Source organism: Ruegeria atlantica (assembly GCF_013032005.1).
Taxonomy (GTDB): Bacteria; Pseudomonadota; Alphaproteobacteria; order Rhodobacterales; family Rhodobacteraceae; genus Ruegeria; species Ruegeria atlantica_A.
Map to the genome: position 1 here is coordinate 269,873 of NZ_WQBE01000001.1, position 13,047 is coordinate 282,919.

General features: G+C 58.1%; 14 protein-coding genes. 5 read left to right on the top strand and 9 right to left on the bottom strand.

Going from position 1 to position 13,047, the window contains the following annotated elements; genetic code table 11:
• Positions 1 to 65 precede the first annotated feature (65 nt).
• The 6 genes from GOX21_RS01315 to GOX21_RS01340 form a co-directional block, all read right to left on the bottom strand.
• Complete coding sequence (locus GOX21_RS01315) at positions 66 to 662, bottom strand: YceI family protein (RefSeq protein ID WP_170374957.1); 597 nt, start codon at positions 660 to 662, stop codon at positions 66 to 68.
• A complete protein-coding gene (locus GOX21_RS01320; protein ID WP_170374959.1) occupies positions 659 to 1,873 on the bottom strand; it encodes an MFS transporter in 1,215 nt (404 codons plus the stop codon). Before GOX21_RS01320 ends, GOX21_RS01315 begins: the two co-directional genes overlap by 4 nt.
• A gap of 64 nt (positions 1,874 to 1,937) precedes the next feature.
• A complete protein-coding gene (locus tag GOX21_RS01325) occupies positions 1,938 to 2,558 on the bottom strand; it encodes an ImuA family protein (protein ID WP_170374961.1) in 621 nt (206 codons plus the stop codon).
• 59 nt (positions 2,559 to 2,617) lie between these two features.
• A complete protein-coding gene (locus tag GOX21_RS01330) occupies positions 2,618 to 3,199 on the bottom strand; it encodes a retropepsin-like aspartic protease family protein (protein ID WP_170374963.1) in 582 nt (193 codons plus the stop codon).
• A gap of 41 nt (positions 3,200 to 3,240) precedes the next feature.
• Positions 3,241 to 3,861: a MarC family protein gene (locus GOX21_RS01335; RefSeq protein ID WP_170348449.1), complete on the bottom strand. Its 621-nt coding sequence runs from the start codon at positions 3,859 to 3,861 to the stop codon at positions 3,241 to 3,243.
• Entirely contained in the window at positions 3,858 to 5,711 is a 1,854-nt protein-coding gene (locus GOX21_RS01340; protein ID WP_170374964.1) for an ABC-F family ATP-binding cassette domain-containing protein, read from the bottom strand. Before GOX21_RS01340 ends, GOX21_RS01335 begins: the two co-directional genes overlap by 4 nt.
• A 104-nt stretch (positions 5,712 to 5,815) precedes the next feature.
• Between GOX21_RS01340 and GOX21_RS01345 the strand changes: the two genes are divergently transcribed.
• Together GOX21_RS01345 and ndk are read left to right on the top strand one after the other, a co-directional pair.
• Complete coding sequence (locus tag GOX21_RS01345) at positions 5,816 to 7,018, top strand: multidrug effflux MFS transporter (RefSeq protein WP_170376096.1); 1,203 nt, start codon at positions 5,816 to 5,818, stop codon at positions 7,016 to 7,018.
• A gap of 102 nt (positions 7,019 to 7,120) precedes the next feature.
• Positions 7,121 to 7,543 (top strand): nucleoside-diphosphate kinase, encoded by a 423-nt coding sequence (gene ndk, locus GOX21_RS01350; RefSeq protein WP_008757405.1) that lies wholly within the window; start codon positions 7,121 to 7,123, stop codon positions 7,541 to 7,543.
• A gap of 7 nt (positions 7,544 to 7,550) precedes the next feature.
• On the opposite strand, the gene GOX21_RS01355 is transcribed toward ndk, so the two are convergent.
• Positions 7,551 to 7,943: a TfoX/Sxy family protein gene (locus GOX21_RS01355; protein ID WP_170374966.1), complete on the bottom strand. Its 393-nt coding sequence runs from the start codon at positions 7,941 to 7,943 to the stop codon at positions 7,551 to 7,553.
• 244 nt (positions 7,944 to 8,187) lie between these two features.
• On the opposite strand from GOX21_RS01355, the gene GOX21_RS01360 reads away from it, so the two are divergent.
• From GOX21_RS01360 to GOX21_RS01370, 3 genes are read left to right on the top strand one after another with little or no spacing between them, the layout of a single operon-like run.
• A complete protein-coding gene (locus GOX21_RS01360) occupies positions 8,188 to 9,684 on the top strand; it encodes a CHAD domain-containing protein (protein ID WP_170374968.1) in 1,497 nt (498 codons plus the stop codon).
• A 3-nt stretch (positions 9,685 to 9,687) separates the two neighbouring features.
• A complete protein-coding gene (locus GOX21_RS01365) occupies positions 9,688 to 10,443 on the top strand; it encodes a ParA family protein (protein ID WP_170374970.1) in 756 nt (251 codons plus the stop codon).
• 2 nt (positions 10,444 to 10,445) lie between these two features.
• A complete protein-coding gene (locus GOX21_RS01370) occupies positions 10,446 to 10,907 on the top strand; it encodes a CYTH domain-containing protein (protein ID WP_254428435.1) in 462 nt (153 codons plus the stop codon).
• Here the strand turns inward: GOX21_RS01370 and GOX21_RS01375 are convergent.
• Together GOX21_RS01375 and GOX21_RS01380 are read right to left on the bottom strand one after the other, a co-directional pair.
• Positions 10,904 to 12,274 carry a sensor histidine kinase gene (locus GOX21_RS01375; protein WP_170358095.1) on the bottom strand — a complete coding sequence of 457 codons (1,371 nt, stop codon included), beginning with the start codon at positions 12,272 to 12,274 and terminating at the stop codon, positions 10,904 to 10,906. The two genes, GOX21_RS01370 and GOX21_RS01375, sit on opposite strands and share 4 nt — an antisense overlap.
• Entirely contained in the window at positions 12,267 to 12,947 is a 681-nt protein-coding gene (locus GOX21_RS01380) for a response regulator transcription factor (protein WP_170348457.1), read from the bottom strand. The genes GOX21_RS01375 and GOX21_RS01380 overlap by 8 nt, the downstream gene beginning before the upstream one ends.
• Between the last annotated feature and the right edge of the window lie 100 nt (positions 12,948 to 13,047).

Consider the following 13,047-nt stretch of genomic DNA (forward strand, 5'->3'; position numbering starts at 1 on the left):
GGGCACCTTGGCGAATTTTGCCGGTGATGCGCGCGCCTAATCGACGCGGGGACGTCGTTTTTTGCCTATTCGGCTTTTTTGATTTCAGCCCGGATGTCTAGCCCGACGGTGTCCTGTACCAGATCGGCATAGCCGGACGCCCCAAAGTCGTGACGGTTGAGCGAGCCGGTCAATTGGATCGAGAGCATATCCAGGATATTTGCGGCGCTGCCGGGCGGCCGGTGAAGGTTGGCTTGCAGGGTGATCGGGCGGGTGACGCCGCGCAGGGTCAGGTCTCCGGTAATCTCTGCCCCGCGCGAAATTCGACCGCCTTCGCCAAGCTGCACCTTGGTTGACGTAAAGTGAACGGTTGGAAAGTTCTCAACGTCCAGCACCCCGGCGCTCAGCATTGCGGTTCGGGCAAAGGGCAATCTGGTGCGGGCTTCAGCCGCGTTCAGGGTCACGCTGACGCGGCTGTTGATCAGATTGCTCAGGTCGATCTGAATATCCGCCGACTGGATTGGCATGGTTCCGGATTGTGCAAGGCCTGACAGATCAAAGGTAAAGTCGACGGATGTGCCCTGTGACACCAGCTCGTATTGAGTAAGCGCAGCTTGGGCTGGACGCGCCATGGGCAAGGCGACCAACCCGGCCAGAACGATGCGCCGGGACAGCAGGCTCATGCCAACGCCCCGTGCCCGCGAGGGCGCGAGCGGTGCAGCAGCACCAGCAGGATGGCGATGTTCAACCCGTTCCAAAGAAGGCCGTTGACGAAGGCCAACTGATAGCTTCCCGTCACGTCGTATATCCACCCGGACATCCACCCGCCCAAAGCCATACCCATGATGGTCATCATGAGGACGAACCCCACCCGTGCGCCGGCCTCTTTCGGGGGCATGTATTCGCGCACCACTAAGGCATAGCTGGGCACGATCCCACCTTGCGCCAGCCCGAACAGCATACTGATGACATAAAGCGAGACCATCCCGTCATAGGGCAGGAATAGAAACAGGGCGATGCATTGCAGTGTAGAACCGATAAGCAAGGTCCTGATCCCACCCAACTTGTCGGCGACCAACCCCGAAACGATCCGGCTGAGGACACCACCCAACAGCATTAGTGACAACATCTCGGCCCCGACCGCAGGGCCATAACCCAACCCGACGCAATAGGACACGATATGAACTTGTGGCATGGACATGGCTACGCAACAGCCGATCCCGGCCAAACCCAGGATGTATTGAAGAGTGCGCGGAGGTATTCCAACGCTGCGCGTATTTATTTGAGCAGTAGCAGCTGCAGTACTGTGGGCTTCGTCCGGAACTTTACGGCCTAGTAGTAAGGAAAGAGGTATAACAACGATCAGTGTCACGATGGCCAATGTCAGATAGACTTGCTGCCACCCTTCCCGGGCCAGAATTCCGGCCAGCAGGGTGGGCCAGATGGCCCCAGACAGGTAGTTTCCGCTGGCGACCAGCGCGACGGCGATCCCGCGTCGCCGCATGAACCAATGGGAAATGTCCGCGATCAAGGGGCCAAACCCGATGGATGCGCCCAAGCCCATCAATAGATGCGCCACCGAGAGCATCAACATGTTCGGAGCCAATGTCGCCAATAGATAGCTGACTGCACTTAGCACAGAAGCCCCGATCAGCGCTTTGGTCACGCCCAGCCGATCCACCAGTTGCCCCAGCCACATATTACCCAACGCAAAGCCGATCATGGCGAGCGTGTAGGGCATCGACACTTCGGCTCTTCCGGCGTTGAACTGTACCTCGATTGCGGGCATCACCACGACCACCGCCCACATACCGGCATTCGCCACCATGGCGATGCCAAGCGTGATCAGAAGGCGAAGCCAGGAATATCGGCTGTCATGGATTGGATGGCTCATGCTGGCACGCTAGGGTGGGGGTCCGGCTTTTGCCAGTCACAAGTTGCGTGAACTGCGTGATGTGTCACGCCAAAACATCTTCGGCTTCGGTCCGGTTCAGATTCAACCCGGCGCGCGGTTTGATCTGGGTGGCGCGCCAGCTGACCGGGGGCAGGGCGCGGGCGCGGCGGCGGGTCAGGGTCCAGCGGCGGGCCTCGCCCTGATGGTTCGCGGCCATGTGCCAGCGGGTCTCGACCCCCTGCGCGCCACCGTCGCCGGGCGTCAGCAGCAGCCCTAGCGGCGCCCGCCCCATCGTGCCACCCTGTTCAGCAGCCAGATGCATGCGCCGCACCGGCGTCAGCCCCGGTGCGCTCGGCAGGTCGCCGATGATCAGCGGAATGGCCCCGCTGCGCAGCGCCTCTTCCATGCACCACAGCAGATCCTCGGCGCGGGTGGGATGGACGAACAGGAACCGGGCAGGATCGGCAAAGGGCATCATCCCGTCGGGGTTCAATTGGCCGGACTCCCACGCTGGAGAAATCCACAGCACCGGCCCCTGCGCCTGGCCGGCCAACCACATGGCAAAGCTACGTCGGGCGGGGCCGCAGGCCTCATGTACGCGGGCCAGTTGCAGAGTGATCTGAGGGTGTAAGGTCAGCCCCGGCGCCTCACGCGCAGGTTTGCGGCCAAGAAGGTTTGTAGACATGCACGCAGCCTAGCATGTTCTTATTTTGTTCTCAATTCGGAAATGCCGCCGCAGACCCTTTAACGAGACAGGATCAGACGGCCATCCGCGAACTGGATATTCGAAAAGCGATGCAGATAATCCATGCCCAGCAGCGATTGGCGCAAATCGCCTTCGTTGACCCAGGCCGAGACGTTGTGATCGGTGATCGGCCCCAGCTCAAGGCTATCCAGCCGAACGGGTGCGGTGCGGACCTCTCCATTCGCGGTCGAGGCGCGGCCGAGATAGTTCAGTTGGTCAGGGTCAATACCAATGCGTCGGGCGTCCTGATCGCTCAGCACGATCTGGCTGGCACCGGTGTCGACAAGAAAGGTTATCGGCTCTCCGTTCACCACAACGGGCAGGTAATAATGTCCGTCACGTGCCCGAGGCACCGCGATCGTTTCGCCGGTGACAGTCATCTGCGGGGCAGGGCCAACGGTTGATCGGATGTCTTCCCACAGTCCGACAACGGCAATGGTACCGACAAAAATGAACACCCAGGCCATCGCCTGTTGCATGGTCTTGTTCAGAGACTGACGGTTCTGCGAGACGAACCACGCCACCACCGCCGCACCAAGCACGGCCAGATACACCAAACGTCCAATGCTGTCGCCGTCCATGCCGTACCCCTTACCACGCTTACTTTAATCTATATGGGGATTTACGACGCAAAACCAAAGGCCTTGAGCCCGTCCAAAATAAACTGAACCGACAGCGCCGCCAGCAGCATGCCCAGCAGCCGGGTCAACACATTCAGCCCGGTTTTGCCCAATACACGTGCCACCGCCCCAGATGTCAGATACATCACAAAGACCATTGCCAACACGACCAGCATTACTCCGACGACCACGGCCAAGCCCTGAATACCGGGCTGCTGACCTGCCAGCAGGATCATGGTCGCAATCGAGCCGGGGCCAGCGATCAGTGGAATACCCAGCGGAAATACCGATGGATCCGGATGTTCCTCTTCCTCTGCACTGTTTTCCCGACGTTTGGTGCGGCGTTCAAACAGCATGTCGAGCGCGGTCAGAAACAACAGAACGCCCCCCGCGACGCGAAACGCTTCCATCGAGATGCCTACAAACCCCAGAAGGGCCTCACCGAAGGCGGCGAAGGCGGCCAAAATCACACCTGCTGTCAAACAGGCCCTGATCGCGATTGAGCGACGGGTGTGCCAGTCCATGCCCTGGGTCAACGCCACAAAGATAGGCGTTTGGGCCGGCGGGTCGAGGACCACGAAAAGCGTCGTGAATGCGGTGATAAGGAATGCGCTGTCTATCATGCTGCTGTTTCTGCCTGTTCAAGTCGTTCGGCGGCTGCCACCCACAAAGTCTCGGCCTTTTTCATGGCTTCAACCACTTCGGCAAATTTCCGGTTCCAGGTTTCCAGATCGTTGATGCGGTCGTCTTCGTACAATGCTGGATCTGCTAGTTTTGCGGACAGTTTCTCATGCATGTCCGTCAGCTTTTCAATCCGGTCCTCGCATTTGCGCAGATCGGCGCGCAGGGCCTGCATCGTATCACGCGAAGGGCGTTTGGGTTTCGCCGCCTTGGGTTTCTCTTTGACCGGTTTGTCACGGGCCAGCAGCATGGCGCGATAAGCCTCAAGGTCTCCGTCAAAGGGTTTGACCGTTCCGTCCGAGACCAGCCAAAGTCGGTCAGCAACTAGTGACAGTAGATGCATATCGTGGCTGACCAGAACGACTGCGCCGGAGTATTCAGTCAGCGCCTCGACCAGCGCCTCGCGGCTTTCGATATCCAGGTGGTTGGTCGGTTCGTCCAGGATTAGCATATGAGGCGCGTCGATGGTTGCGATCAGCAACGACAAGCGGGCCTTTTGACCGCCCGAAAGGCGCCCAACCAGCGTTTCCGCCTGATCCGCGTTCAGCCCGAACCCGGCCAGACGTGATCGCCATTTGCCCGGTGCCTCATCTGGGCGCAGACGGCGCAGGTGGTCCAGCGGCGTTTCGTCCACGTGCAGCTCATCCACCTGATGCTGTGCGAAATACCCGATGCGGAGTTTGTTACTGCGGGTCATCTTCCCCGCCATCAGGGGCAGGCGGTCGGATAGCAGCTTGGATAGCGTCGATTTACCCTGACCGTTTTTACCTAACAACGCGATGCGGTCGTCCTGATCAATGCGCAAGTTCAGACGGCGCAATACTTCGGTTTCGCCATAGCCAGTCACACCGCCTTCGATCTGGATGATCGGGGGGGACAACTCTTCGGGCTCGGGGAAGGAAAACGCCCGCAAAGCGGCCTCTTGTGGGGTCGAGACCAGCTGGATGCGTTCAATCATCTTCAGGCGGGACTGGGCCTGAACGGCTTTGGATGCTTTGTACCGAAACCTGTCCACGAAGCTCTGCAGGTGAGCGATGCGGGCCTTGGCCTTGGCGTTCTCAGATTCCGCCTGGGCCAGTCGCTCCGCCCGGCGTTCAGCGAATTTGTCATAAGGCACCGCGTAGTAGGTCAGTTTGCGGTCTTCCAGATGCAAGATCGAGCCCACCGCACGGTTCAGCAACCCGCGGTCGTGGCTGATGATGATCACCGTATGCGGATATTTCGCCAGATAGCTTTCCAGCCACAGTGCGCCTTCGAGGTCCAGATAGTTGGTCGGTTCGTCTAGCAGCAATAGGTCGGGCTGCGAAAACAACACCGCCGCCAGTGCCACACGCATCCGCCAACCGCCCGAGAAGTCGGAACAGGGGCGCAATTGATCTCCGTCATCGAATCCCAGACCCTTGAGGATCGAGGCCGCGCGGGATTCAGCAGACCACGCGTCGATATCCGCCAGCCGGGTCTGAATCTCGGCAATGCGCGCGGGGTCTTCGGCGCTGTCGGCCTCGGTCATCAGCGCGCTGCGTTCGGTGTCGGCGGCCAGAACCGTGTTGATCAGCGACACGTCGGACGAGGGGACCTCTTGCGCCACGCCGCCGATCCGTGCGCGTTTCGGCAACACGATATTGCCCGATTCCAGCGCCAACTCGCCCCGGATCAAGCGGAACAGAGTGGTCTTGCCAGTGCCGTTACGCCCCACCAGACCAACCTTGTGGCCATCGGGAATGGTGGCGCTGGCACCGTCAAACAGGGGGCGGCCTTCGACCGCATAGGTGATGTCTTCGATCCGTAACATGAGCCGCTCATAACAGAGCATGTCAGACGCCGCCAGCGGGTTGGCATGTTCATCGGTCAGCCTATGTGCTAGCGCTGGTCCGGTTGGATTTTGACGGTTTTAACATGCGCGCGGCTTCTTCGCCTCCCTCTCTAGTCACTTTGGTGTTCGCCACGGCGATTTCCGTGTTGACGTTGAATATGTTCCTGCCGTCGCTGGCCCGAATGGCCGGGGATTTTCAGGTCGACTATGCATTGGTGAACCTGTCGGTGGCCGGATATCTGGCGGTGTCTGCAGTATTGCAACTGATCATGGGGCCGCTGTCCGACCGATTTGGTCGCAGGCCCGTTTTGCTGATCTGTATGTCGGTCTTTGTTGTGGCCTCGGTTGGTTGCGTTTTGGCTGAATCAATCTGGGCCTTTCTGGGCTTTCGTCTGTTGCAGGCGGCTGTGGTTGCCGGGCCTGTGCTGTCGAGCGCCGCAATCCGGGACATGTACCCGCCGAACGAGGCCGCCAGCAAACTGGGCTATGTGGCCATGGCGATGGCGCTGGCCCCGATGCTTGGGCCAATGCTAGGCGGTGCGCTGGACGGCCTGTTCGGCTGGCGGGCAGGCTTTGTTCTGTACTCGGCGCTGGGAGCGGGGATGCTGCTGTTGTTGTGGGTCGATATGGGTGAGACCAATACCAACCGTTCTTCAACCTTCGCGGCGCAGTTGCGTGAATACCCCCACCTTTTTCGTGCTCGCCGGTTCTGGGGTTATGCCTTGTGTGCGTCCTTTTCGATCGGTGGGTTCTACAGTTTCATCACCGGAGCTCCATTGGTGGCGGCGGCATGGTTCGATCTAAGCCCCGCGATGTTGGGATTGGGGATCGGCATCATCACCGGTGGCTTCATGGTGGGGAATTTCATCACGGGTCGGATCGCCGCCAGAACACCACTGACAACCATGATCCTGATCGGACGCATCGTCGCGTCGACTGGGCCACTTTTGGGTCTTCTGCTGTTTCTTGCGGATCTGGGCTCGGTCTGGGTGTTTTTCGGGTCTGCCATTTTTGTTGGCTTTGGCAACGGATTGACCAACGCCAATGCCTCGGCCGGTCTGATGTCTGTCCGGCCCAAACTGGCAGGCAGCGCCGCTGGCTTGTCAGGTGCGATGATCGTGGCGCTTGGGGCGGTACTGACCTCGCTGACCGGGTTATGGGTCAGCCCCGACAACGGGCCGTTTCTGGTTTTGGGTATGATGTGGGCCTGCAGCTCTGCCGGACTGTTGGCCGTGGTTTATGTGCGCTGGGTTGACCGTCAGGACCCACTGCCCGAGCCGATCTGAGCCGCTGCGCATCATAGTCCTTTTCATATCAGACAGACCGTGCTACGCGGCGCGCGATGGATTTCGGCGCGACCCCGCGCCTTATGTTAAGGAGAGGCCGACATGGCACTGGAACGCACATTCTCGATCATCAAACCTGATGCAACCCGCCGCAACCTGACTGGCAAGATCAACGCCAAGTTCGAAGAAGCCGGCCTGCGCATCGTTGCGCAAAAGCGCATCCACATGACCAAAGCTCAGGCTGGCAAGTTCTATGACGTGCATGCCGAGCGTCCGTTCTATGACGAACTGTGCGAATTCATGTCGTCGGCTCCGGTTGTTGTTCAGGTTCTGGAAGGCGAAGGCGCCATTGCAAAGAACCGCGAAGTCATGGGCGCAACCAACCCTGCAGACGCAGCCCCCGGCACCATCCGCGCCGAGTTTGCTGAATCGGTTGGTGAAAACTCGGTCCACGGTTCGGACGCTCCGGAAACTGCAGCGGTTGAAATCGCTTACTTCTTCTCGGGCATCGAACTGGTCGGCTAAGCCGCCGTCAGATCGGATTCTTGAGCCGCTCCCGTTTACGGGTGCGGCTCTTTTTTTTCGGCTTGAGGTCGTCGGCAGACACCCGCACACCGATTGCATCCAGATCCGAGATCATCTGGGTTTCAGGCATCGCGGTGACGCTGGCCTTAATGGCATCGAACCGCTGCCGCAGGGCCTTTTTCTCATCGCCCTTGCAATCGTTCCACGGGCGGCCCTGCAACCCCATGACCAGCACGTAATAGCCGATGAAATGCGGCTTGGTTCCTGTCTGCAAAAGCCGGGAATAGGCTTTATCGGGACCTAATTCGCGCAATTCCTGTGCCGAATGAATACCTGCACGGGCGCAGGCTTGTTCGTAAGCCGGGCCGAGGTTGCGGATTGAGGAGATAGGGTCGGACATGCGCTACTTTTAGCGGGGTGTTTAGGGGCTGTCGACCTGACGCACGGTCAGTAAGACATCAAGCTTGCCAGACGGAATAGTATGCGATTTCATGGCACCATGCTGTCATGAGGGTGCCGATGTTCAAGAACCGGGAGACCGCTAAGAGACACGGCAAGAACCCGCGCTGGCAGTTCGATGGCACGGCACTACGAAGCCTTGATGCCTTGAAAACGAGGCGCGGGTGATGGGGCGGAAACGCAGGGTGTTCGTCCTTTCAGGCAAGTTCGACCAGGACGAATTCTCAGGATTAGTTAAGGGGTTGACGATCGCGATTGAACCGCCTTCCGCTGCCCGCTCCTTTGACCTGCTAGACAGCCATGATCAGTCGCTACGGGCCAAAGGCCGGTTATTGATCGAAACAGGCGGCTCGTTGCAGCTGCTGAACGACAGGGACTTTTTGATTCAGGATGGCGGCGGCACAGGCATGTTCGTACAGGACTTGCCGGATGGACCTGTCCGCGCGGCGTTGAAAGATTTCCCAAAGTTGCGCGCGCTTATGTGTATCGGCTCTGGCACCATCAAAGGCAGCACTTTTGCCGTATTGGACGATCTGCAAAAAACACAAGTTCGCGGCCGCGCCCTGACTTTGGGCACACACCACGGGCAGGTGACGATCCTGACCGTTCAACCCCTGCGCGGGTATAAACGCCCCTTTCAAAAGGTCAGTTTGGCGTTAGGGGAATTGGCGGCTGGCGCGTCAGGTGCAGAGGTGGTCATGCAAGGCCTTTTTGCAGATTTCCCTGCCTACAATGCCAAACCCGATATCGAGTTGGGCAAACAGGAACCTTCGATCGAAGTGGCGGTGGATATCATCCGCACCTATCTGGAGGTCGCGCGCCGGAATGAGGCAGGGATCGTCGCGGATATAGACACGGAATTTTTGCATGATTATCGCGTCTCGCTCAGGCGCGTGCGGTCCGTGCTGAGCCTGTTCAAAGGCGTGTTTTCGCCAGATCAGACAAGCGCACTAAAACGCGAATTCTCGGACCTGATGGCGTCTACGGGGCGGGTGCGGGATTTGGATGTCTATCTTTTGGAAAAAGACATTTATTTCAACCTGATACCGCCTAATCTTCATCTCGGTATCGAGGCGATGTTCGCGAAGTTTGAACAAGAGCGTAACCGCGAACTTGCTGTGCTGAGTCGGCGTTTGCGCAGTGCCGCCTATGGCAGACAGATGAAGCAACTTCTAGCACTGTTTGCTGATACTAAACGGTTGGAACCCGGACCCAACGCCGAGCTCAGAGCTTATGACTATGCCCGTTCGTTGATCTGGAAACGCTACCGAAAAGTATGCAAGCTTGCCCGTGGGATTACCCCGAAAACTCCAGACGAGGCGGTGCATGAACTGCGGATAGACTGCAAGAAGCTGCGCTATCTGATGGAGTTCTTTGCACCTTTGTTCGACAAGAGTAATTTCAAAATGCTCATTAAGCCATTGAAAAAAATGCAAGATAATTTGGGTTTGTTCAATGACTATTCGGTGCAACAAGAGGCGCTGCTTAATTTTGTTTCCACTCAAAGTGATGCCCGAAATCGGACAAGTGCGCCGCTTGCCATGGCCGCCGGAGGGCTGATCGCCGTACTCGATCAGCGCCAAAAAGCTGAGCGCGACCACGTGATTGCCAATTTTCAGCATTTCGATAGCCCCGAGATTCAGAACCTGTTCCGAGCCCTGTTTCGCCAAAAGGAGGATTGACTGGTGAAGATCATTGCCTGCTACAGCAACAAGGGCGGTGTGGGTAAAACCGCAACCTCGGTAAACTTGGCCTATGCCTATGCGCAAGCAGGGTACACCGTGTTGTTGTGCGACCTTGATCCGCAGGGTGCGGCGGGGTTCTATTTTCGGGTAAAACCTTCAAAAAAGTTGACCGACGCGCGGTTTTTCGAGGATGTTTCCCGGTTCACCAAATCTATCAAGGCCAGTGATTTCGAAGGGCTGGACGTGTTGCCAGCGAACCTGACCTTCCGCGACTTTGACGTGTTCCTATCGCGTATGCGAAACAAGCGATCCCGGTTGAAAAAGGCTCTGGCCGCCGCCGGCAGTGACTACGACGTGATCATTCTGGATTGCCCCCCGAATTTTTCGACCCTGTCCGAGAACGTTTTTAAGGCGGCGGATCAGATCGTGGTGCCGGTCATTCCGACCACTTTGTCCGAGCGAACGCTTGCGCAGTTGGTGGCCTTCTTTGATCAACAAAAGCTGCCCAAGAAAAAGATTAGGGCGTTCTTTTCGATGGTGCAGCGGCGCAAAACCTTGCATCTGGAAACGATGGAGAAGATGCGTAAACAGTACAAAAAACGGTTCCTGCGAACCGAAATACCTTTTGCCGCCGATATCGAACGTATGGGCCAAAACCGCGCCCCGGTCAGTATCTTTGCTGGTCGCAGAGACGCCAGCTCTGCCTATCAGTCGTTGTTCGATGAATTGGAAAACGGAGTGATTTCAAGCAAATGAGCATGGAAATTGAACGCAAGTTTTTGGTCGCGGACCTGCCGGACCTCAGCGGCGCAGAGAAAGCTGTCGTGCGGCAGGGATATTTGACAGCGCCCGACGATTCCACCGAACTGCGCCTGCGTCAAAAGAATGACCGGTTCTTCCTAACCCTCAAAGGTGGCGGCTCGATGGTGCGGGTCGAGCGTGAGGCTGAAATTACGGCCGAGCAATTCGAAACATTCTGGCCGGAAACTGATGGGCGCCGGGTGGAAAAGGAACGTTTCACAGGCCAGTTGTCCGACGGGCGCGTGTTTGAGTTGGACGTGTTTCAGGGCGATCTGGCCCCGCTGCAGTTGGTCGAGGTGGAATTTGAGACCGAAGTCGAGGCTATGGCCTACACTCCGCCGGATTGGTTCGGTGAGGATGTTACTGCTGATAAACGCTATAAAAACAAGACAATGGCAATCAACGGCGTACCCAATTAGGGTTTGCGCGCCAATTTGATTTTCGCTTCAAGCCCCGGATTACAATTGCTGGCTTCAAACGCGCCGCCATGCATGTGGGAAATCGCAGCGACAAGGGCTAGGCCCAGACCGGCATTCCGCTCGGTTCGGGCCGGGTCCAGTGTGACAAACGGCATTTGCAGGCGCGGCAGGTCTTCTTGCGGAACGCCGGGACCACGATCGCGAACGCTCAGATTTGAATAGGCACCATCTTCGGACAGGTGGATCGTGACAGTGGTGTCCTGCGGCGCATAGCGCATCGCGTTTTCCAGCAGGTTTGAAAGGGCCTGGGACAACAGCGGGCGATGCCCCGGTATTGGCGCTGCTGTGCCCGTGACCTCAAGCTGGATACCCTGATCGACTGCCACGGGATCGTAAAGCTCCACTACATCCGCCACCAGTTGCTGCAGATCGACCGGTTCGAATTGTTCCCGACCAACACCAGCTTCGGCGCGTGAGATTTCGGTCAGTTGCCCCAATACTCGCAACACATGGTCGATTTCGACACTGGCCCGCGCGATATCAATCTCGCGCTCTTGATCCGTTTTCGAAGGGTCAGACAGCGTTTCAACTCGTTGCTTCAACCGCGACAGGGGCGAGCGCAGATCGTGGGCGATTGAATTTGACGTTGTACGTAGATTGCTAACCAGTTCCTCAATCCGGTCCAGCATGGTGTTGAGCGTCCCGGATACCTGATCGAATTCGTCCCCAGTGCCGCGCAGGGGCATGCGCCGGGTTAGGTCGCCCGATACGATGTTCTCTGCCGTGTTGGCGATATCGGACAAGCGAGAAAAGACCAGGCGGGTGAATAGCCAACCGGTGAGTACACTCAGCGCTAGGGCAATTGCCAGCGCGATGCCGACCGACCGCAGCAGAACCCGGTCGAATTGCTGCCGCGCCAGTGCGTCGCGTCCTACCAGCAGGCGTTCACCGCCGGGCAGGCGAACCGAGGCGGCCGAGACGGGCACCAATTCATCATTTTCGGCCCGGCGCAGTTCCAGATCGACCCAGCCGCTGCCGGCTGCGATATTCTCGGGCCATTGTTTGAGGTTGCCAGCCAGATTGACGCCAAAGCGATCGGTCAGAAGATATAACGCATCGCGGTCAGCGGCGGTTGGAAGACGCCGCTCAATCGCCCGCATCAACCCGATCAGGCCTCGGCGTTCGTATTCATCCGCCAACCCTGTCAGCTCTGCCGACACGACCGAGCGTGTCTCGCTTTCAATGCTGCGGTTCGCCGTTACATAGACCAACGCCAGCACGGTCGCGGTCAGCAAGGTACTGAGGACCATGCTGGCCAGTACGAGGCGTGTGCGTGAATTGTTAAAGGAAAGTCGCAGGTTATCCATCAGATATCATGTAACCGGCGCCCCGGACGGTTTCAATCAACGGCGGCTCGCCGCCTTCGTCCAGTTGACGCCGCAGTTTCGAGATATGGACATCGACCACATTGGTATTGGGGTCGAAGTGATAGTCCCAAACCCCCTCAAGCAGCATGGTGCGCGATACCACGCGGTTCTTCCGGCGCAGGAAGAACTCGAGGATCTGAAACTCACGCGGGGTGAGGGTGATCTCGCGCCCGTTGCGGGTGACCTTGCGGGTCAGCAGGTCCATCTCAAGGTCGCGGCAATTCAGGGTCGGGCTTTCCTCGGCCTCTTGCGGTCGGCGCAGAAGGGCCTCGATCCGGGCGTGCAATTCCTGGAACGAGAACGGTTTGACCAGATAGTCATCCGCACCGGCACGCAGCCCTTTGACACGTTCATCAACGGCGCTCATGGCGGTCAGCATCAGAACCGGCGTTTTAACGCCCGCCGCACGCATCGATTTGATCAGCGACAGGCCATCTAAACCCGGTAACATCCGGTCCAGAACAACCGCGTCAAATCCGCCGTCGGTGGCATGATACAGACCTTCACGGCCGTCCTCGGCCTGCTCGATGACATAACCTTCTTCGCCAAATCCCTTGGCGATGAACTCTCGTGTGTCTTCATCATCTTCGACGATCAGCAAGCGACGGCTCATGATGCGAGTTCCTTTCTACCGGGATTTAAACACAATTTTTGGGCAAAGCACATGGGTTGGCTAATCAATCTGCCGGGTGCGGTGTATCGCACCCGGCAGT